Here is a 17,854-nt window from a genome sequence, read left to right as displayed (position 1 = left end):
TCCCGCCATGTGGCCAGGACAGCAGCCGCCCGGGGGCGAGCAGAACCCGCAGGACCAGAATCCCAACCCGTACCAGCAGCCGGGGTACCAGCAGCCGAACCCCTATCAGCAGCCGGGATACCAGCAGCCCAATCCCTATCAGCAGGGAACGGGACAGCCGGGGCAGCCCCAGGGTCAGTGGAGCGTGCCGACGGCGCCGGGGGGATGGACGCAGCAGCCCGGCGGGGGCGGCGGCAACGGCGGCAACGGCGGCAGGACCAAGCTGGTCGCGATCGTCGCCGCGACGGCGGTCGTGGTGGCCGCCGGGGTCACCGGCTTCCTGGTGCTCGGCGGCGACAAGGACGACGAGGCCGACGGCAAGGCGGCGAAGAAGCCCGCCGGGTCCGCGTCCAAGAAGCCGGGCTCCGATCCGGCCACCGGCGGCGGTGAGGACGAGCGAGGCACGGACAACGGCCCGAAGCCCGTGGTCAAGGGCTGGCAGGTCGTGGTGAACCCCAAGTGGGGCACGGCCTTCGACGTCCCCGCCGACTGGGAGGTGCAGTCCCCGGACTCGGCCATCGCCTTCGACGACGCGAGCGAGGACGCCGGGAGCAAGCCGCTCATCACCATGTCGGCGCCCGCGTACTACAAGTCCAAATGGTGCTCGTCCGACGAGGACAAGGACGGCACGAAGGAGGACACCGCCCTCGGGGCCGTCGGCACCAAGGGCGCGAACGGCGCGAAGAACACCGATGAGGTCGCGGTGAACCAGGTGCCCTGGTGGGTCTTCGGCGGGTACACGCAGCCGGACAAGAAGAGCCTCTCCTTCGACAAGAAGGCGAAGCCGTTCACCACGAAGACCGGCATCAAGGGGAGCCTCGCGCGGGCCCATTCGACGAACACGCCGCAGACGGGCAAGTGCGCCTCGGACGGCAAGGCGATCACCTTCGGCTTCAAGAACTCCGAGGGCGAGTACGTCGCCTGGAATCTCTACGGCGCCAAGGGCGTCGAGGAGGAGATCCCGGAGACGACGGTCATGAAGATCCTCAATACGGTGCGGCTGCACGGCGACCCGACGGAATCCTGAGTCGTTTCGTGCACCCGCGGGGCTTGTGACCCGATGTGCCGAGCTCCCGGCGGGGCCAGCGATGACATCAGGCCACAAGCCCCTCTATGGTTACTGCCCATGTGGCCAGGACAGCAGCCGCCCGGGGGCGAGCAGAACCCGCAGGACCAGAATCCCAACCCGTACCAGCAGCCGGGGTACCAGCAGCCGAACCCGTACCAGCAGCCGGGCTTTCAGCAGCAGCCTCACTCGGGTGCCTACTCGCAGCCGGAGCAGCCGCAGTGGGCGGCGCCCACGCCACCGCCCATGCCGCCCCAGCCGGGCGGCGGTCAGGGCGGTGACGGAAACAAGACGAAGATCACCGCGATCGTCGCGGCGCTCGCCGTCGTGGTGGCCGCGGGCGTCACGGGCTTCCTCGTCCTCGGTGGTGACAAGGACGACGAGGCCAACGACAAGCCGGGGAAGAAGCCCGTCAAGTCCGCGTCCCCGAAGCCGACCCCGACCGAAGAGGGCGGCACCGAGCGCGGCACGGGCGGCGGCGCCAAGCCGACGATCCCCGGCTGGAAGGTCGTGGTGAACCCCAAGTGGGGCACCGCCTTTGACGTCCCCGCCGACTGGGAGGTGTCGAGCCCGGACACCTTGATCGGCTTCGACGACCGCAAGGACGAGGGCGCGAAGTCCATCATCATCATGTCCGCGCCCGCGGTCCTCAAAGAGAAGTGGTGCACGTCCGACGACGACAAGGACGGTCAGTCGGACGACACCTCCCTCGCCGCGGTCGGCACGAAGGGGCAGAACGGCGCCAAGAACACCGAGGACGTCGCGCGCAACGACTCCGCCTGGTGGGTCTACGGCGGCTACACGGAGCAGACCAAGGCGGACAAGAAGAAGATCAAGATCAGCAAGGTGGAGCCCTACACCACCAAGTCCGGCATCAAGGGCAGCCTCGCGACGTCGACGACGTCCGGCGCCGCCACGTCCGCCAAGTGCGACTCCGAGGGCAAGGCCACCACGTTCGCCTTCAAGAACAGCGAGGGCGAGTACGTCGCCTGGTCGCTGTACGGGGCCAAGGGCGTGAAGGACGAGGTTCCCGACGCGACGGTGAAGAAGATCCTGGCCACCGTGCGGCTGAACGGCGCGGGCGAGGAGTCCTGAGCCGCTGACGGGGTCCTGCCCCGTACAGAATCGGTTTGGCAAGTCGGTGTCCCGGCGGCGATAGTCCCCTGGTGACCACACCCGCCGCCGAGCGCCGCCCCGCCTGGGCCGGGCGCAACTACAGCCTGCTGACCGCCGCCGCGATCGTGACCAATCTGGGCAGCCACGGAGCCCTGATCGCGGCGGCGTTCGCCGTGCTCGACTCCGGCGGCGACGGCGGGGACGTCGGTCTGGTGGCGGCGGCCCGCACGCTGCCGCTCGTGCTGTTCCTGCTCATCGGCGGCGCCGTCGCCGACCGGCTGCCGCGCCACCACGTGATGGTCGCGGCCAACGCGCTCAACTGCCTTTCGCAGGCGGTCTTCGCGGTGCTCGTCATCTCCGGCACGCCCCCGCTGTGGTCGATGATGCTGCTCACCGCGCTCGGCGGCACCGGACAGGCGTTCTTCGGACCGGCCGCCGAAGGCATGCTGATGTCGACCGTCAGCGGCGAACAGGCGGGCCGCGCCTTCGCCCTGTACCGCATGGCGATGCAGGGAGCGGGCCTGGGCGGCGCCGCGCTGGGCGGTCTGCTGGTGGCCGCGATCGGGCCCGGCTGGGTGCTCGCGGTGGACGCGGTGGCGTTCGCGGTGGCCGGATCCTTGCGGTCGTTCCTCGACGTGAGCCACATCCCGGTGCGCGCACCGGGCGGCGGACTCCTCTCCGATCTGCGCGAGGGCTGGCAGGAGTTCATCGGCCGGCCCTGGCTGTGGGCGATCGTCGCGCAGTTCTCCGTGGTGGTGGCGGTGGTCGGCGCGGCCGAGGCGGTCTTCGGGCCCCTGGTCGCCCGGGACGAACTGGGCGGCGCCGGGCCCTGGGGCCTTGCGCTCGGCGCGTTCGGCGCGGGCACGGTCGGCGGCGCGTTCCTGATGATGCGGTGGAAGCCGCGGCGCCTGCTGCTCGCGGGCACCCTCTGCGTCTTCCCGCTCGCCGCGCCGTCGGCGGCGCTCGCGGTGCCGCTGCCGGTGTGGGGTCTGGCGGCGGTGATGTTCGTCAGCGGCGTGGCGATCGAGGTGTTCGGCGTCTCCTGGATGACGGCGATGCATCAGGAGATCCCCGAGGAGAAGCTGTCGCGCGTCGCGGCGTACGACTGGTTCGGCTCGGTCGCGATGGTCCCGCTCGCCACGGCGCTCGCGGGTCCGGCGGAGCTGGCCTTCGGGCGCTCGGCCTCGCTGTGGGGGTGCGCGGCGCTGGTGGTCGTGGTGACGGCGCTGGTGCTCTTCGTCCCCGACGTACGCAATCTGACGCGGCGCACGGCGTCGAAGGAGATCGCCAAGGCGGCCGCTCCCGTCGGCGCTCCCCCGGTCAAGCCCTTGATCGAACCGCCGGTCGAGCTCCCGGCCGAGCTCCCCGTCGACCCCTCAGCCGATGCTGAAGGCCCCGTCGGGCGGCTCGGGTGACGCGACCGCGTCCTCGTCCCGCACCGGCTTCGCGTCACCGATGAACCGGCGAAGCGCCGCCCCGTGCTCGACGCGGGCCGGGAAGACGTCGCCCGCCGTGCGCCGGGCCAGGGCCTCGATCTCGATCGCCTCGTGTGAGGCGACGAGCACCGCGTTGCCGAAGCGGCGGCCGCGCAGCACGGTCGGCTCGGCGATCAGCGCGACCTGCCCGAAGACCTCGGCGAAGGTGGCGAGCTGGGAGCGCAGGAAGCCGAACGGCGCCCCGTCGGCGAGGTTCGCCGCATAGAGGCCGCCCGCGCGCAGGACCCGTTCCGCGGCGCGCGCGTAGGCGATCGACGTGAAACGGGCGGGCACCCGCGAGCCGCCGAAGACGTCGGCGACCAGGACGTCGGTGCTGTCGGGCGCCGCCTCCTCCAGCCACTGCCGGGCGTCCGCGCCGTGCACGGTGATCCCGGAGTCCGCGGGCAACGGCAGCTTCTCGGTGACCAGTTCGAGCAGCCCCCGGTCCGCCTCGACGACGTCCTGGCGCGAGCCGGGCCGCGTGGCGGCGACATAGCGGGGCAGGGTGAGCGCGCCGCCGCCGAGGTGGATCACGTCCAGCGGGCGGTCGGGATCGTCGGCGGTGTCCAGGACATGGGCGAGCCGCTGCGCGTACTCGAACTCCAGATGGGTGGGCGCGTCCAGGTCGACGTACGACTGAGGCGCCCCGTCGACCGTGAGCAGCCAGGCGCGGGGACGGTCCACGTCCGGCATCAGCTTGGCGGTGCCGTGGTCCACGTCCTTGATGACGGCCCTGGCCTCGTCCGTGTGTTCGTCCTCGGTCACCGCTCCATTGTGCCCGCCTGCCTCGGGGGTGGATCCCCCGAGGCAGGCGGGCATCGGCCGTCAGCCGACCTCGGTCACCGTGCCCGCGCCGACGGTGCGGCCGCCCTCGCGGATCGCGAAGCCGAGGCCCGTCTCCAGGGGCATGTCGCGGCCTAGCTCGACCGTCATGGTGACGGTGTCGCCGGGGCGGGCCACGGCGGCGTCGCCGAGGTCGACGTCGCCGACCACGTCCGCGGTGCGGAGGTAGAACTGCGGCCGGTAGCCGGTCGTGATCGGCGTCGACCGTCCGCCCTCCTTGGTGGACAGGACGTACACCTGGGCGGTGAAGCGGCTCCTCGGACTGACGCTGCCCGGCTCCGCGACGACGTGCCCGCGGCGTACGGCGTCGCGTGGCACCCCGCGCAGGAGCAGCGCCACGTTGTCGCCGGCCTGCGCGGACTCCATGGGCTTGCCGAAGGTCTCCAGACCGGTGACGACGGTCTCCGTCTCCGCGCCGAGCACCTCCACCCGGTCGCCGATCCGCACCTGGCCGCGCTCGACGGCCCCGGTGACGACGGTCCCGCGCCCGGTGATGGTGAGCACGTTCTCCACCGAGAGCAGAAAGGGCGCGTCGACGTACCGCTCGGGCATGGGCACATAGGTGTCCACCGCGTCGAGCAGCGCCTCGATGGCGGCGGACCAGCGCGGGTCGCCCTCAAGGGCCTTCAGCCCCGAGACGCGTACGACGGGGACGGAGTCGCCCCCGTACCCGTGCGCGGAGAGCAGCTCGCGCACCTCCAGCTCGACGAGGTCCGTGAGCTCCTCGTCGCCCGCGTCGGCCTTGTTGAGCGCGACCACGATGTGGTCGACCCCCACCTGCCGGGCGAGCAGGACGTGCTCGGCGGTCTGCGGCATGATCCCGTCGAGCGCGGAGACGACGAGGATCGCCCCGTCCAGCTGCGCGGCGCCGGTGACCATGTTCTTGATGTAGTCGGCGTGACCGGGCATGTCCACGTGCGCGTAGTGCCGGGTGTCGGTCTCGTACTCGACGTGCGAGATGTTGATGGTGATGCCGCGCTGGGCCTCCTCGGGGGCGCGGTCGATGCGGTCGAAGGGCACGAACGTGCCGGTGCCGCGCTCGCTGAGGACCTTGGTGATGGCGGCGGTCAGGGTGGTCTTGCCGTGGTCGACGTGGCCCATCGTGCCGATGTTGAGGTGCGGCTTGGTGCGGATGTATGCCGTCTTGGACATGGCGGTTCCTTCTCCGGAACTCGAAGCTGAAGTCCTGGGCTCACGTCATCGCGTGCGCGCTCGGGACGGGGACCCCCGGGGCCTGACCGACCCTCCCCCTATGGGGTCCGCCGGAGTGTCCGGGGAGGGTCAGCGTCGGGCGCCGTCGACAGGAAATGCTGCGAAGAGGAAGACGGCAGCCTTCGCAGCGACCGCGAGGGCGGTCGGAGCTGCGAGGAAGGCGTACCGGAACATGTGGCAGATCATTGCCGACGGGCGGGGGTACGTCGAATGGTTTTCGCCGGGTGACGACCGGCGTGGTCCGTGAAGTCCGGTGTGCTCAGAGGTTCTTCAGGGCCTCGCGCGCCGAGAGGGGCGACAGACGCCCGCGCTCCCGCTCGACGAAGTCGCGCACCGCGTCCGGATCGGTCTTGGCGTACTCGCGCAGGCACCAGCCGATGGCCTTGCGGATGAAGAAGTCGGGGTGTCCCGACTGGCGCAGGCAGTAGGCGAAGAGGCGTCCGGTGTCGGTGGCGTCCTTGTGGCGGAGCTGGTGGAGCAGGGCGGTGCGGGCCACCCACAGGTCCTCGTCATCGATCCAGGCGTCCATGGCGGTCTTGAGCCCCGGATCGGCGGTGACGAGGCCGCCGACGACGTGCGCGGCGAGCGCGTCGACCGTGTCCCACCAGGAGACCGTGGTGACGAGGTGGCGGGCGACCGGCAGGAACCCCGAGGAGAGGCGCTTCACGTGGCGGCGCAGATGGTCGACGGCGAAGTACGCGTACTCGCGCTCGGGCAGCTCCCAGCAGCGCAGGGCGATCGCCGTGCAGTCGGCCTCGTCGGGGCGCGGCAGCCCGGCGAGGACCGTGCGGGACAGTTCGCGGCGCAGGGGCGAGGGCAGGCCCAGGAACGGGGCGATGTCCTTCATGTACGCCTGTGCCCGCACGGCCCGCTTCGGATCGGCCGCCTTGGGGTACGTCGTGGTGAGCCGCTCCATGACGGTGTCCGCCAGGTCACTGCGCGGGACTGTGACGCTCATGAGACGCACCATACGGCGATCACACACATTTGTCGGTTAGTCTCCCCGGATGCTCGACACCGCCGCCGCCCGCCCGCAGGGCCTCGCCGTGCGCTGCACCAGGGTCCTGCTCTCGCCCTGGTCGCGGCTGTCTCTGCTGGTGGTGCTGCTCGCGGCCGCCGGGACGTGCGTGCTGCTCTTCGAGCCGCAGCGGGTCCTCTCCGACGGAGGGCTCCGGCAGCTCGGCGGTGCCGCCGCCGTGCTGGTGTTCGCCCTCGCGTACGGCCTGTGCACCACGGCGTTCGTACCGCGTCCGATCCTCAATCTGGCGGCAGGCGCCCTCTTCGGTTCGCAGGCGGGGCTCACCGCCGCGCTCGCGGGCACGGTCCTCGGCTCCGGGATCGCCTTCGGGCTCGGCCGGATGCTGGGGCAGGACGCGCTGCGCCCGCTGCTGCGCGGGCGCTGGCTCCAGGCGGCCGACGGGCAGCTGAGCAGGCACGGCTTCCGGTCGATGCTGGCGGCGCGGCTGTTTCCCGGGGTGCCGTTCGCGGCCGCCAACTACTGCGCGGCGGTGTCCCGCATGGGATGGCTGCCGTTTCTGCTCGCCACCGGCCTGGGGTCGATCCCGAACACCGCCGCGTACGTCATCGCGGGCGCCCGCGCCTCGACGCCGACGTCCCCCGCCTTCCTCGTCGCGATGGGCTTCATCGCGGTGACGGGCCTGGCGGGCGCGGTGGTGGCGTGGTGCAAGCGCCACCACTTGCGCGACCGCTGAACGCTCTCGCCTGCTCCGGGGCTTCCAGGATCTTCTACAGGGACTCCAGGATCGTCGCGTTGGCCAGGCCCCCCGCCTCGCACATGGTCTGCAACCCATAGCGCGCGCCCCGCGCCCGCATCGCGTGGACGAGTGTCGTCATCAGACGCGTGCCGCTCGCGCCCAGGGGATGCCCCAACGCAATCGCCCCGCCGTGCACGTTGACCTTCTCGGGGTCCGCGCCGGTCTCCTGGAGCCAGGCGAGCACGACGCTCGCGAAGGCTTCGTTGACCTCGAAGAGGTCGATGTCGTCGAGGCTCAACGAAGCCTTGCGCAGCACCTTTTCGGTGGCAGGCAGGATGCCGGTGAGCATCAGGAGCGGGTCGGACCCGGTGACGGCGAAGCTGTGCAGCCGGGCGAGCGGACGCAGGCCGAGGCGTGCGGCGTGCTCGCTGGTGGTGATGAGGACCGCGGACGCCCCGTCGTTGGTGGGGCTCGCGTTGCCCGCGGTGACGGACCAGTCGATCTGCGGGAAGCGCTCGCCGAAGGCGGGGTCCTCGTAGGCGGGCTTCAGGCCCGCGAGGATCTCCGGGGTGGTGGCGGGGCGTACGGACTCGTCGCGGGTGACGCCGTCGATCGGGGCGACCTCCGCGTCGAACAGGCCCTGGTCCCAGGCTCGCGCCGCCCGCTGGTGGGAGGTCGTGGCGAAGACGTCCATCCGCTCGCGGCCGACGGACCACTTGGCGGCTATCAGTTCGGCGCTGATGCCCTGCGGGACGAGCCCTTCGGGGAAGCGCTCGGCGACGCCCGGTCCGAAGGGGTCGGCGCCCGCCGGGACGTTCGACCACATCGGGACGCGGCTCATCGACTCCACACCGCAGGCGACGGCCATGTCGTACGCCCCGGAGATGACGCCCTGCGCGGCGAAGTGCACGGCCTGCTGGGACGAACCGCACTGGCGGTCCACGGTGGTCGCGGGCACCGACTCGGGGAAGCCCGCGGACAGGACGGCGTAACGGGTCGTGTTCATGGCCTGCTCGGCGACCTGGTCGACGCAGCCGCCGATCACGTCGTCGACCTGGGCGGGATCGATGCCCGTGCGCTCCACGAGGGTGCGCAGGGTGTGGGCGAGCAGCTCGACGGGGTGGACATGGGCGAGGGAGCCGTTCGGCTTGCCCTTGCCGACCGGGGTGCGTACGGCTTCGACGATGACGGCGTCACGCATGGTGCGGTCCTCCTAGGGCGCCAGGCGGGCAGCACGAGGTCGCTCTCCCCCGCTCCCCCTGGCGATTACCAGTGAGTAGGAAATCTGGACTCACCATAGCCCGGTGAGTTGGAAAAACAAACCCTCCTCTACACTGCCCGCATGAAGGATGCGCGCCCCTGCTCGATCGCCGACGCCCTCGCCCTTGTCGGCGAGAAGTACTCCCTGCTCGTCCTGCGCGAGGTCTGCCTCGGCAACGGACGCTTCGACCAGCTGGTGCGCAACATCGGCGCCCCGCGCGACATCCTCGCGACGCGCCTGCGCCGCCTGGTGGACGCCGGCGTCCTGGAGAAGATCGCCTACAGCGAGCGCCCGCAGCGCTTCCAGTACCGGCCCACCCAGGCCGGCCTCGAACTGGAACCGGTCCTGATGACCCTGATGGCCTGGGGCGACCGCCACCTCCGCAAGGACGCCGACCGCCCGATGGTCATCGAGCACGTCTGCGGCCACGAGATGGTCCCGCTCGTGACCTGCGCGGCCTGCGGCGACCAGGTGCGCCACGACGACCTCACCGCGCACCCGCAGGCCCCCGGCTGGACGACGACGGGCCCCACGGCCGCCTGATCGAGCCGCACCGCGGCATGGACGAGGCCCGCGGACGCGCGTGACCGCCTTGTCCTGTGGCACGAGCCGACCCGTTCTTCTTGTGCGCGGGGACGAATCGCGGGCCGCCCGACCGACGCGACACTCACAGGGTTCCGACACGGAGTCCGACGGAGGTCGTTGCCGGTGTCCACTGTGGTTGCCAGGCCCGCACCACCGGGTGCGCGGGCGCGAGTGCTGGAAAGTCCGTGGCTGTCCTTCTTCGGACGGCGGCTCGGGCGGTTCGTGGTGTCGCTGTGGGTGGTGGTGACCGCCGCCTTCGCGATGATCCATCTGATGCCCGGGGACCCGGTGCGGTCGGCGCTCGGCATGACGGCGCCGGTGGAGACGGTGAACGCGCGGCGGCAGGCCCTCGGCCTCGACGACGGCCTCCTCACGCAGTACTGGCACTACCTGCGGTCGGTGTTCGGCGGCGACTTCGGCACATCCGTGCTGAGCGATCTGCCGGTGTCGCAGCAGATCGGCGACCGCCTGCCCGCGACCGCGCAGCTGGCCGTCGCCGCGTTCGCCGTCGCCATGGTGGTGGCGGTGCCGGTCGGTGCGGTGATGGCCGTGCTGACCCGCGGCGGGCGGCGCAGGGGCGGGGAGCTGGCGTTCACGTCCACCAGCGTGCTGCTGGCGGCCATACCGGAATTCCTGCTGGCCGTCGGGCTCGTCTACGTCTTCTCGGTCCATCTGGGGTGGTTCCCCGTGGCCGGGCGCGGCGGCCCCGCCTCGTACGTGCTGCCCGTACTCGCGCTGGCCGTCGGCCCCGCCGCCGTCCTGGCGCGGATCGTGCGGGTCGAGATGCTGGCCGTGCTCGGCGACGACTTCATCCGCACGGCACGCGCCAAACGGCTGCCCGCCCGGCGGATCTACGCACGGCACGCGCTGCCCAACGCGCTCACCGCGACGCTGACCATGGGCGGCCTCGTGCTGACCGGCCTGGTGGCCGGGACCGTCCTGGTGGAGAACGTCTTCGCGTGGCCGGGCCTCGGCTCGACGATCGTGCAGTCGATCCAGCAGAAGGACTACCCCGTGGTGCAGGGCATCGTCCTGGTCTACGGGATCGGTGTCCTGACGGTGAATCTGCTGGTCGACGTGTTGCTCGCGGTGCTCGATCCACGCTCGACGATCCGGGAGGCCTGAGCCATGCGGAACGCCCGTACGAAGATCCTGGCCGTCGTGCGTACGCCCGTGGGGGCCTGTTCGGCCGCGCTGCTCGTACTGTTGCTCGCCCTTGCCCTGTTCGCGCCCCTGCTCTGGGGCGACCGGGCATCGGCGGTGGACGTGGACGCCCTCCAACAGGGGCCGACCGGCGCGCACTTGCTCGGCACCGACAGCCTGGGGCGGGACATCCTCGCCCGCGTCCTCGTCGCCACGCGCCTCTCGCTCCTGCTCGCCGTGACGGCGACGGCGATCGGGGTGGTGGCCGGCACGCTCCTGGGGACGGCGCCCTCCGTGCTCCCCCGGTGGGCGGGGCGGCTCGTGACCTCGGTGGTGAACATCGCCGTGGCCTTCCCCGGGCTGCTGCTCGCCCTGTTCTTCGCCATGATCTTCGGGGTCGGGGCCAAGGGGGCGGTGCTCGCCATCGGACTGGCCATGGCGCCCGCCTTCGCCCGGCTCACGCAGACGCTGGCCGCGGGGATCGCCGGGCGGGACTTCGTGGCCGCGGCGCGGGTGGCGGGGGTGGGGCGGTTCCGTCTTCTCGTACGGCATGTGCTGCCCAACATCGGTGAGCCGCTGGTGGTCAACGCCACCATCGGCGCGGGCATGGCACTGCTCGCCTTCGCCGGGCTCTCGTTCCTCGGCATCGGGGTGCAGGCCCCGGACTACGACTGGGGGCGGCTGCTCGGCGAGGGGCTCAACCAGATCTACGTCAATCCCACGGCCGCCCTCGCGCCGGGTGTCGCCGTGGTGGTCGCCGGGCTCGCGTTCAACCTGTTCGGGGAGACGGTGGCGGGGGTGGTGGGGGCGCGTTCCACGGTGCGCTTCGCGATGCCCGCTGCCGCACCTGCTCCCACGCCTGCCTCCGCTGCCCGCGCGTCCACGGAACCCGCCGACGGCGGGCCCGTGCTGGTCGTGGAGGATCTGCGCGTCGCCTTTCCCGGGGCCGCCGGGCCGGTGACGCCGGTGCGGGGTGTCAGCTTCACCGTCGGCGCCGGGGAATCCGTCGGCGTGGTCGGTGAGTCCGGCTCCGGGAAGAGCCTGACCGCGCTCGGTGTCTCCCGGCTGATCGAGGCGCCCGGAGTGGTGTCCGCGGCCCGCCTGGAGTTCCTCGGGAAGCCGCTCCTGGGGGTGCCCGAGGCCCAGGTGCGCGGGCTTCTCGGTACGTCGCTGGCGCTGGTGTTCCAGGATCCGATGACCTCCTTCAACCCGACCCGGCGGATGGGACGCCAGCTCGCCGAGGTCTCCGAGCAGCATCAGGGGCTCTCGCGCGCAAAGGCGCTCACGCGGGCCGTCGAGCGGCTGCGCGAGGTGCGGGTGCCCGCGGCCGAACGGCGGGCACGTCAGTATCCGCACGAGTTCTCCGGCGGCATGCGGCAGCGGGCGATGATCGCCATGGGGCTGATGGGCGAACCGCGCCTGGTCATCGCCGACGAGCCGACAACCGCGCTGGACGTCACCGTGCAGCGACAGGTGCTGCGACTGCTCGCCCAGGTGCGGGAGCACGAACGCGCGGACGGTCAACAGGGCGGCCAGGCCGCGCTGTTGCTGATCAGCCATGACATCACCGTCGTCGCGCAGAGCTGCCGCAGGGTCCTGGTGATGTACGCCGGGCGGATCGTGGAGGAGCTGCCCACCGCCGACCTGCGCACGGCCGCCCGCCACCCCTACACCCGGGCCCTCCTCGCCTCCGTACCGGCGCTCGACACCGACCGGGACGCGCCGCTCGCGCTCATCCCCGGGCGGCCGCCGGAGCCCGGCCAGGTGGGCGCGGGCTGCTCCTTCGCGGCGCGCTGCTCGTTCGCCGACGAGCGGTGCCTGACCGAGGACCCGGTACCGGAGGACGTGGGCGCCATCAGCGGCGTCCATCGCGTGGCCTGCTGGCATCCGCAGGGCGCAGGGCCCGCGATCCGTCCCGGAAGCGGTGCGCAGGTCGACGTCGAGGCCGCCGGAGGTGGCGTATGAGCGAGCTGGTCTTTGAACAGGTGAGCGTGCGGTACGGAAGCGGGCGCGGCCGCCTGACCGCCGTCGACGGAGTCAGCCTGACCGTGCCGTCCGGTCAAGTGGTCGGCCTGGTGGGCGAGTCGGGGTCCGGGAAGTCGACGCTCGCCCGCAGCGCCGTCGGCCTCGCGCCGATCAGCGCGGGACGGGTACTGCTCGACGGCACCGACGTACGGCGGCTGTCGGGGCACCGCCCGTTGCAGATGGTCTTCCAGGACCCGCACTCCTCGCTGGACCCGCGCATGAGCGTCGGCGCCTCGATCGGTGAGGCGATGCCGCGCGGCGACCGCGCCAAGGAGAAGCGGGCCGAGGTCGCGCGGCTCCTCGAACTGGTCAATCTCGACCCCGGCCGCGCCAAGGCGCTGCCCGCCCAGCTCTCCGGCGGCCAGCTTCAACGCGTCGCGCTGGCCCGCGCGCTGGCCGGGAAGCCGCGGGTGGTGATCGCCGACGAGATCACTTCCGCGCTCGACGTGTCGGTCCAGGGCGCCGTGCTCAATCTCGTACGCGACGTACGGCAGCGTCTGGGCCTGTCCATGCTGTTCATCTCGCACAATCTCGCCGTCGTGCGCTACCTCAGCGACATCATCGCCGTCATGTACCTGGGGCGGATCGTCGAGGCGGGCCCGGCCGAGCAGGTGCTCCGCGACCCTCAACACCCCTATACGCGCGACCTGTTGAGTGCCGCCCCGTCCTGGAACACTCCGTTGTTCGAGGACCTCGGTGTCGCCGGAACCGCCGACGCCGAGCCGAGCGACCCGCACCGCCCGCCGCCCGGCTGCCGCTACCACCCGCGGTGCGCTCTCGGCCCCCTCGCCCGGGACGGCCGCGACCTGTGCCGCACCGCCGACCCCGCGCAGGACGCCGAGCGGCGTCCGCACCGGGCGGCCTGTCACTTCGCGGGGGAACCCGCCGAACCGAAGGGAGCCCGGACATGACCACGGCATCGAGCGAGGCCGCCGAACTGCACCGGCGCAGCGTCGTCGCCGACACCCACAACGACCTGCTGTGCGCGGTGACGGCCCGGCCCGTCGACCGGTGGGCGGAGTTCTTCCGGCAGCGGTGGCTGCCCCAACTCCACGCGGGCGGCGTGAACGTACAGGTGCTGCCCGTGTTCATCGACGACACGTACCGGCCCGAGGGAGCGCTGCGCCAGACGCTGCGCATGATCGAGGCCGCGCACCGCCTCGCCGAGGGCAACGCCGACGCGGTCCGGCTCTGCGGCGACGGCGCCGAGGTGGACGCCGCCCTGGCCGACGGCAGGATCGCGCTCGTGCTCGCCCTGGAGAGCGCGCCGGGCGTCGCCGAGGACGTCGAACTCCTGGAGACGCTCTACCGGTTGGGCGTACGGATCGCCTCCCTCGCGCACTTCGGGCGTACGCCGCTCGCCGACGGCAGCGGCGAGGACGCGGCCGGGAGCCGGCTGACGCGGGCGGGCGTCGCCGCGGTCGCCGAGATGGAGCGCATCGGCATGATGTTCGACATCAGCCATCTCGGCGCCGCCGGGGTCGACCACGTGCTGGAGCTGGCGTCCCGGCCGGTCATCGCCACGCACTCCTCCGCGCGTGCGCTGCGCGACCACCACCGCAACCTCACCGACGACCAGCTGAAGGCGACCGCCGCGAACGGCGGCGTGGTGTGCGTGAACTTCTTCGCCCCGTTCCTGCACGAGAGCGACTACACCCTCGACCGGCTCGTCGACCACATCGAGCATCTGGCGGACGTCGCGGGCCTCGACCACGTGGGCCTCGGACCGGACTTCGTCCAGGAGGTCATGGACGACACCATTCCGCCCTGCTGCGCGCACCCGGTCATCGAAGGCGTCCGCACCGACCAGTTCCTGCCCGGCCTCGAAGGGCCCGCCGGGCTTCCGCTGGTGACCGAGGCACTGCTGCGGCGCGGCTGGGACCACGGCGACGTCGCGCGGGTCCTGGGCGGCAATGTGCTGCGTCTCTTCCGCGAGGGTCTGGGCCAGCCCGCCTCCTGAACCACCACCGCCCCCGACTTCCGACCTTTGAGGAGGTGGCGCACCGTGACCCCACGCCTGCGCATCGACGACCTGTACGACCTCGCGGTGCCCGAGCAGCCCGCGGTCTCGCCGGACGGCGCCGAGATCGTGTACGTGCTGCGCACCGCCGACCGTGCCGCCGACCGGGACGTGCGCACGCTGTGGCAGGTCGGCGCCACCGGCGGCGCACCCCGCCAACTGACGCGCGGCACGGCGGACGTGGCGCCCGCCTGGTCGCCCGACGGGACCCGCCTCGCCTTCCTGCGCACCCCGGGCGACGGCCCCGCGCAGGTGTGGCTGCTGCCCGTGGCGGGCGGCGAGCCCGAGCAGCTCACGACGCTGCCGCTGGGCGCGGGCGCGCCGGTGTGGAGCCCGGACGGCAGTGCGCTCGCGTTCACCGCGCCGGTCGACCCGGGCGCTTCTCACGCGGAGGGTGACAGCGCACGCGCCACGGCGCCCGTCGTCGCCCGGCGCCTGGGCTACAAGGCCGACGGCGCGGGACTGCTGCGCACCATCCGCACCCACCTGCACGTGGTGCGCGTCGCCGACCGCGAGGTCCGGCAGCTCACCCGCGGCGACTGGCACGCAGGCGCCCCCGCCTGGTCGCCCGACGGAACCCGCCTGGCGTTCCCCGCCGCACGCGAGGAGGACGCGGACCTGACGTTCCGCAGCGCGGCGTACGTCATCGACGTGGGGCCGCGCTCCGCCGAGCCGGTGCGGGTGGGCTCGGCCGACGGGCAGGCGGCGGCCGTGACGTGGACGGCGGACGGCGAGGCACTCCTGGTCGTCGGCTCGACCGGTACCGCCGTCGGCCACGCCCGGCTGCTGCGTGTGCCGGTCGCCGGGCAAGGAGCAGGACCGCCCGTCGACCTCACCGGCGCCCTGGACCGCAACGTCATGCTCGGCGGGCCCGGCTACCCCGGCGCGCCGCCCCGGCTCACCGCCGACGGAGACCACGTACTCGTCTGCCTGCGGGATCGCGGCAGCACGCGGCTGTACGTCGCCGACGCCGACGGGAGCGGCATCCCGCGGTGCGCGGTCGGCGGTGACGCGCTCCAGGTCAGCGGGGTGTCCACCGCGGGCGGCACCGTCGCGGTCGTGCTGTCCACCGCGACCTCCTACGGGGAGATAGCCACGGTCGACCTCGCCACCGGCACGCTGGACACCCGCACCGGGCACGGCGGCTACGACGGCGCACCCGAGCTGTTCGTGCGCGAGGAGCGGGAGTTCACCGTCTCCGACGGCACGGTGGTGCACGGCTGGCTGGTGCGCGACCCGGCCCTCGACGGCCCCGCTCCCCTGCTCCTGGACATCCACGGCGGCCCGCACAACGCGTGGAACGGCGCGGCCGACTCCGGGCACCTCTACCACCAGGTGCTCGCCGCCCGCGGCTGGACGGTGCTGCTGGTCAACCCGCGCGGCAGCGACGGCTACGGCGAGGAGTTCTTCACGGCGGCGCTCGGCGGCTGGGGCCTGCGCGATGCCGGGGACTTCACCGAACCCCTCGACCAGCTCGTCGCCGAGGGCATCGCCGACCCGCGCCGCCTGGCCGTCACCGGATACAGCTACGGCGGGTTCATGACCTGCTATCTGACCAGCCGTGACGACCGGTTCGCCGCGGCCGTCGCGGGCGGCGTGGTCAGCGATCTGACCAGCGTCGCCGGGACGTCCGACGCCGCGCATCTGCTCGGCGTGGCCGAGCTCGGCGGCCCGCCGTGGACGGACCGCGAGCACTACGCGCGCCAGTCGCCGCTGACCCACGTCGACCAGGTGCGCACCCCGACCCTCGTCGTGCAGGGCGGCGACGACGATCGCTGCCCCGTCGGGCAGGCCGAGCAGTGGTTCACCGCGCTGCGGGCGCGGGGTGTTCCCACCGAACTGGTGCTGTACCCGGGCGGCGCGCATCTGTTCCCGCTCGACGGCCTGCCCTCCCACCGGGCCGACTTCAACCGGCGCGTCGTGGACTGGGTGGAGCAGTACGCCGGGGTGCCCGGACGGCCGCGCAAGGTGCCCCTCGACACGGCCCACTGGCAGCGCCGCCTGGCCGAACTGGCCACGGCGCACAAGGTGCCCGGCGCGGCCCTCGGCATTCTGCGGCTCGGTCCGGACGGTGTGGAGGACGACGTACTCCAGGCCCATCACGGCGTCCTGAACACCGCCACCGGCGTGGAGGTCACCGACGACTCGGTCTTCCAGATCGGGTCCGTCACCAAGGTCTGGACGGCGACCGTCGTCCTGCAGCTCGTCGACGAGGGCAAGCTGGACCTGGACGCCCCGCTCGTCGACGTCCTGCCCGACCTGCGCCTGGCCGACCCGGCCGTCACCAAGCAGGTGACGATGCGGCATCTGCTCACCCACACCAGCGGCATCGACGGCGACGTCTTCACCGACACCGGCCGCGGCGACGACTGCCTGGAGCGCTACGTCGAACTGCTCGACGAGACGCCGCAGAGCCACCCCCTGGGCGCGACGTTCTCGTACTGCAACTCGGGCTTCAACCTGGCCGGTCGGGTCATCGAGAAGCTGACGGGTCTCACCTGGGACGCCGCGCTGCGCGAGCGGCTCTTCACGCCGCTGGGCCTGAAGCGCGCGCTGACGCTCCCGGAGGAGGCGCTGCTCCTGCGCGCCGCGGTCGGCCATGTCGCCGAGGGCGACGCGAAGCCCGCGCCCGCCCCGGTGTGGGGGCTGCCGCGCTCGGTCGGCCCCGCCGGTCTCATCAGCGCCGACACCGCGGACGTGCTCGCCTTCGCCCGGCTGCATCTGACCGGGGGCCTGGGCCCGGACGGCACCCGTGTCCTGAGCGAGAAGAGCGCGGCACAGATGGCCGCCCACCAGACCGACCTGCCGGACCGGCACACCCTGGGCGACTCCTGGGGCCTGGGCTGGATCCGGTTCGGCTGGGACGGACAGCGGCTGTACGGGCACGACGGCAACACCATCGGCCAGTCCGCGTTCCTGCGGGTGCTGCCCGACCAGGGGCTCGCGGTGACGCTCCTGACGAACGGCGGCAACACGCTCGACCTGTACGAGGAGCTGTTCCGGGAGATCTTCGCCGACGTGGCGGGGCTCACCATGCCCCGCCCCCTGGCTCCGGCCGACCGGCCGCCGACCGTGGACGGCTCCCGGCACACCGGGGTCTACGAGCGGGCCGGCGCGCACATCGAAGTCCGCGCGTCAGGCGGTGAGTTGAGACTGCGGCAGACCGTGACGGGGCCGCTGGCCGAGCTGGACCCCACGCCCACCCAAGAGTTCACGCTCGTCCCGGTCGGCGCATCCCGGTTCGTCTTCCAGCAGCCCGGCAAGCAGACCTGGGTCCCGGTGACCTTCTACACGCTGCCGACCGGCGAGCCGTACCTCCACTACGGCGCCCGCGCCACCCCGAAGGTGGGCTGA

At 72.5% G+C, this 17,854-nt stretch carries 14 protein-coding genes; 10 read left to right on the top strand and 4 right to left on the bottom strand.

Translation table 11 applies throughout. From position 1 onward, the window contains the following. The first annotated feature begins 7 nt into the window (after positions 1–7). The 3 genes from ACZ6ZP_RS35955 (at position 8) to ACZ6ZP_RS35945 (ending at position 3,636) form a co-directional block, all read left to right on the top strand. Complete coding sequence (locus ACZ6ZP_RS35955; protein WP_469410008.1) at positions 8–1,066, top strand: DUF8017 domain-containing protein; 1,059 nt, start codon at positions 8–10, stop codon at positions 1,064–1,066. A gap of 99 nt (positions 1,067–1,165) precedes the next feature. Beyond that, positions 1,166–2,200: a DUF8017 domain-containing protein gene (locus tag ACZ6ZP_RS35950; protein WP_469410006.1), complete on the top strand. Its 1,035-nt coding sequence runs from the start codon at positions 1,166–1,168 to the stop codon at positions 2,198–2,200. Between the two features lie 71 nt (positions 2,201–2,271). After that, the gene (locus tag ACZ6ZP_RS35945) at positions 2,272–3,636 is read left to right on the top strand and encodes an MFS transporter (RefSeq protein WP_366464788.1); all 1,365 of its coding nucleotides are present in this window, start codon (positions 2,272–2,274) and stop codon (positions 3,634–3,636) included. Here the strand turns inward: ACZ6ZP_RS35945 and ACZ6ZP_RS35940 are convergent. The 3 genes from ACZ6ZP_RS35940 to ACZ6ZP_RS35930 all read right to left on the bottom strand — a co-directional run bounded on the left by ACZ6ZP_RS35940 (position 3,598) and on the right by ACZ6ZP_RS35930 (position 6,709). Next, positions 3,598–4,389 (bottom strand): spermidine synthase, encoded by a 792-nt coding sequence (locus tag ACZ6ZP_RS35940; RefSeq protein WP_351170087.1) that lies wholly within the window; start codon positions 4,387–4,389, stop codon positions 3,598–3,600. The two genes, ACZ6ZP_RS35945 and ACZ6ZP_RS35940, sit on opposite strands and share 39 nt — an antisense overlap. Before the next feature lie 132 nt (positions 4,390–4,521). After that, positions 4,522–5,691 (bottom strand): elongation factor Tu, encoded by a 1,170-nt coding sequence (gene tuf / locus ACZ6ZP_RS35935; protein ID WP_351169899.1) that lies wholly within the window; start codon positions 5,689–5,691, stop codon positions 4,522–4,524. 319 nt (positions 5,692–6,010) lie between these two features. Then, the gene (locus ACZ6ZP_RS35930) at positions 6,011–6,709 is read right to left on the bottom strand and encodes a DNA alkylation repair protein (RefSeq protein WP_469410003.1); all 699 of its coding nucleotides are present in this window, start codon (positions 6,707–6,709) and stop codon (positions 6,011–6,013) included. 49 nt (positions 6,710–6,758) lie between these two features. Between ACZ6ZP_RS35930 and ACZ6ZP_RS35925 the strand changes: the two genes are divergently transcribed. Then, the gene (locus ACZ6ZP_RS35925) at positions 6,759–7,463 is read left to right on the top strand and encodes a TVP38/TMEM64 family protein (protein WP_351169905.1); all 705 of its coding nucleotides are present in this window, start codon (positions 6,759–6,761) and stop codon (positions 7,461–7,463) included. 34 nt (positions 7,464–7,497) lie between these two features. Here ACZ6ZP_RS35925 and ACZ6ZP_RS35920 read toward each other — a convergent pair whose 3' ends face one another. Further along, on the bottom strand, positions 7,498–8,667 hold the full coding sequence (locus tag ACZ6ZP_RS35920) for a thiolase family protein (protein WP_366463153.1): 1,170 nt from the start codon (positions 8,665–8,667) through the stop codon (positions 7,498–7,500). Between the two features lie 141 nt (positions 8,668–8,808). Between ACZ6ZP_RS35920 and ACZ6ZP_RS35915 the strand changes: the two genes are divergently transcribed. The 6 genes from ACZ6ZP_RS35915 to ACZ6ZP_RS35890 all read left to right on the top strand — a co-directional run bounded on the left by ACZ6ZP_RS35915 (position 8,809) and on the right by ACZ6ZP_RS35890 (position 17,854). Next, entirely contained in the window at positions 8,809–9,270 is a 462-nt protein-coding gene (locus tag ACZ6ZP_RS35915) for a winged helix-turn-helix transcriptional regulator (protein WP_351169911.1), read from the top strand. A 165-nt stretch (positions 9,271–9,435) separates the two neighbouring features. Further along, positions 9,436–10,437, top strand: a complete 1,002-nt coding sequence (locus tag ACZ6ZP_RS35910; RefSeq protein WP_351169914.1) for an ABC transporter permease — start codon at positions 9,436–9,438, stop codon at positions 10,435–10,437. Between the two features lie 3 nt (positions 10,438–10,440). Beyond that, positions 10,441–12,420 carry a dipeptide/oligopeptide/nickel ABC transporter permease/ATP-binding protein gene (locus tag ACZ6ZP_RS35905; protein ID WP_469409999.1) on the top strand — a complete coding sequence of 660 codons (1,980 nt, stop codon included), beginning with the start codon at positions 10,441–10,443 and terminating at the stop codon, positions 12,418–12,420. Continuing rightward, the gene (locus ACZ6ZP_RS35900; RefSeq protein WP_399982155.1) at positions 12,417–13,391 is read left to right on the top strand and encodes an ABC transporter ATP-binding protein; all 975 of its coding nucleotides are present in this window, start codon (positions 12,417–12,419) and stop codon (positions 13,389–13,391) included. The genes ACZ6ZP_RS35905 and ACZ6ZP_RS35900 overlap by 4 nt, the downstream gene beginning before the upstream one ends. Then, the gene (locus tag ACZ6ZP_RS35895; protein WP_351169923.1) at positions 13,388–14,440 is read left to right on the top strand and encodes a dipeptidase; all 1,053 of its coding nucleotides are present in this window, start codon (positions 13,388–13,390) and stop codon (positions 14,438–14,440) included. The genes ACZ6ZP_RS35900 and ACZ6ZP_RS35895 overlap by 4 nt, the downstream gene beginning before the upstream one ends. Before the next feature lie 45 nt (positions 14,441–14,485). Further along, the gene (locus ACZ6ZP_RS35890; RefSeq protein ID WP_469409997.1) at positions 14,486–17,854 is read left to right on the top strand and encodes a serine hydrolase; all 3,369 of its coding nucleotides are present in this window, start codon (positions 14,486–14,488) and stop codon (positions 17,852–17,854) included.

This window comes from Streptomyces sp. NPDC054047 (assembly GCF_055585065.1).
This window is presented reverse-complemented; position numbering and strand designations above follow the sequence as displayed.

Bases quoted from the DNA above. Each gene is read 5' to 3' on its own strand.
- ACZ6ZP_RS35955 (WP_469410008.1), top strand. From the start codon at position 8: ATGTGGCCAGGACAGCAGCCGCCCGGGGGCGAGCAGAACCCGCAGGAC.
- ACZ6ZP_RS35950 (WP_469410006.1), top strand. From the start codon at position 1,166: ATGTGGCCAGGACAGCAGCCGCCCGGGGGCGAGCAGAACCCGCAGGAC.
- ACZ6ZP_RS35940 (WP_351170087.1), bottom strand. From the start codon at position 4,389: ATGCCGGACGTGGACCGTCCCCGCGCCTGGCTGCTCACGGTCGACGGG.
- tuf (WP_351169899.1), bottom strand. From the start codon at position 5,691: ATGTCCAAGACGGCATACATCCGCACCAAGCCGCACCTCAACATCGGC.
- ACZ6ZP_RS35930 (WP_469410003.1), bottom strand. From the start codon at position 6,709: ATGAGCGTCACAGTCCCGCGCAGTGACCTGGCGGACACCGTCATGGAG.
- ACZ6ZP_RS35925 (WP_351169905.1), top strand. From the start codon at position 6,759: ATGCTCGACACCGCCGCCGCCCGCCCGCAGGGCCTCGCCGTGCGCTGC.
- ACZ6ZP_RS35920 (WP_366463153.1), bottom strand. From the start codon at position 8,667: ATGCGTGACGCCGTCATCGTCGAAGCCGTACGCACCCCGGTCGGCAAG.
- ACZ6ZP_RS35915 (WP_351169911.1), top strand. From the start codon at position 8,809: ATGAAGGATGCGCGCCCCTGCTCGATCGCCGACGCCCTCGCCCTTGTC.
- ACZ6ZP_RS35905 (WP_469409999.1), top strand. From the start codon at position 10,441: ATGCGGAACGCCCGTACGAAGATCCTGGCCGTCGTGCGTACGCCCGTG.
- ACZ6ZP_RS35900 (WP_399982155.1), top strand. From the start codon at position 12,417: ATGAGCGAGCTGGTCTTTGAACAGGTGAGCGTGCGGTACGGAAGCGGG.
- ACZ6ZP_RS35895 (WP_351169923.1), top strand. From the start codon at position 13,388: ATGACCACGGCATCGAGCGAGGCCGCCGAACTGCACCGGCGCAGCGTC.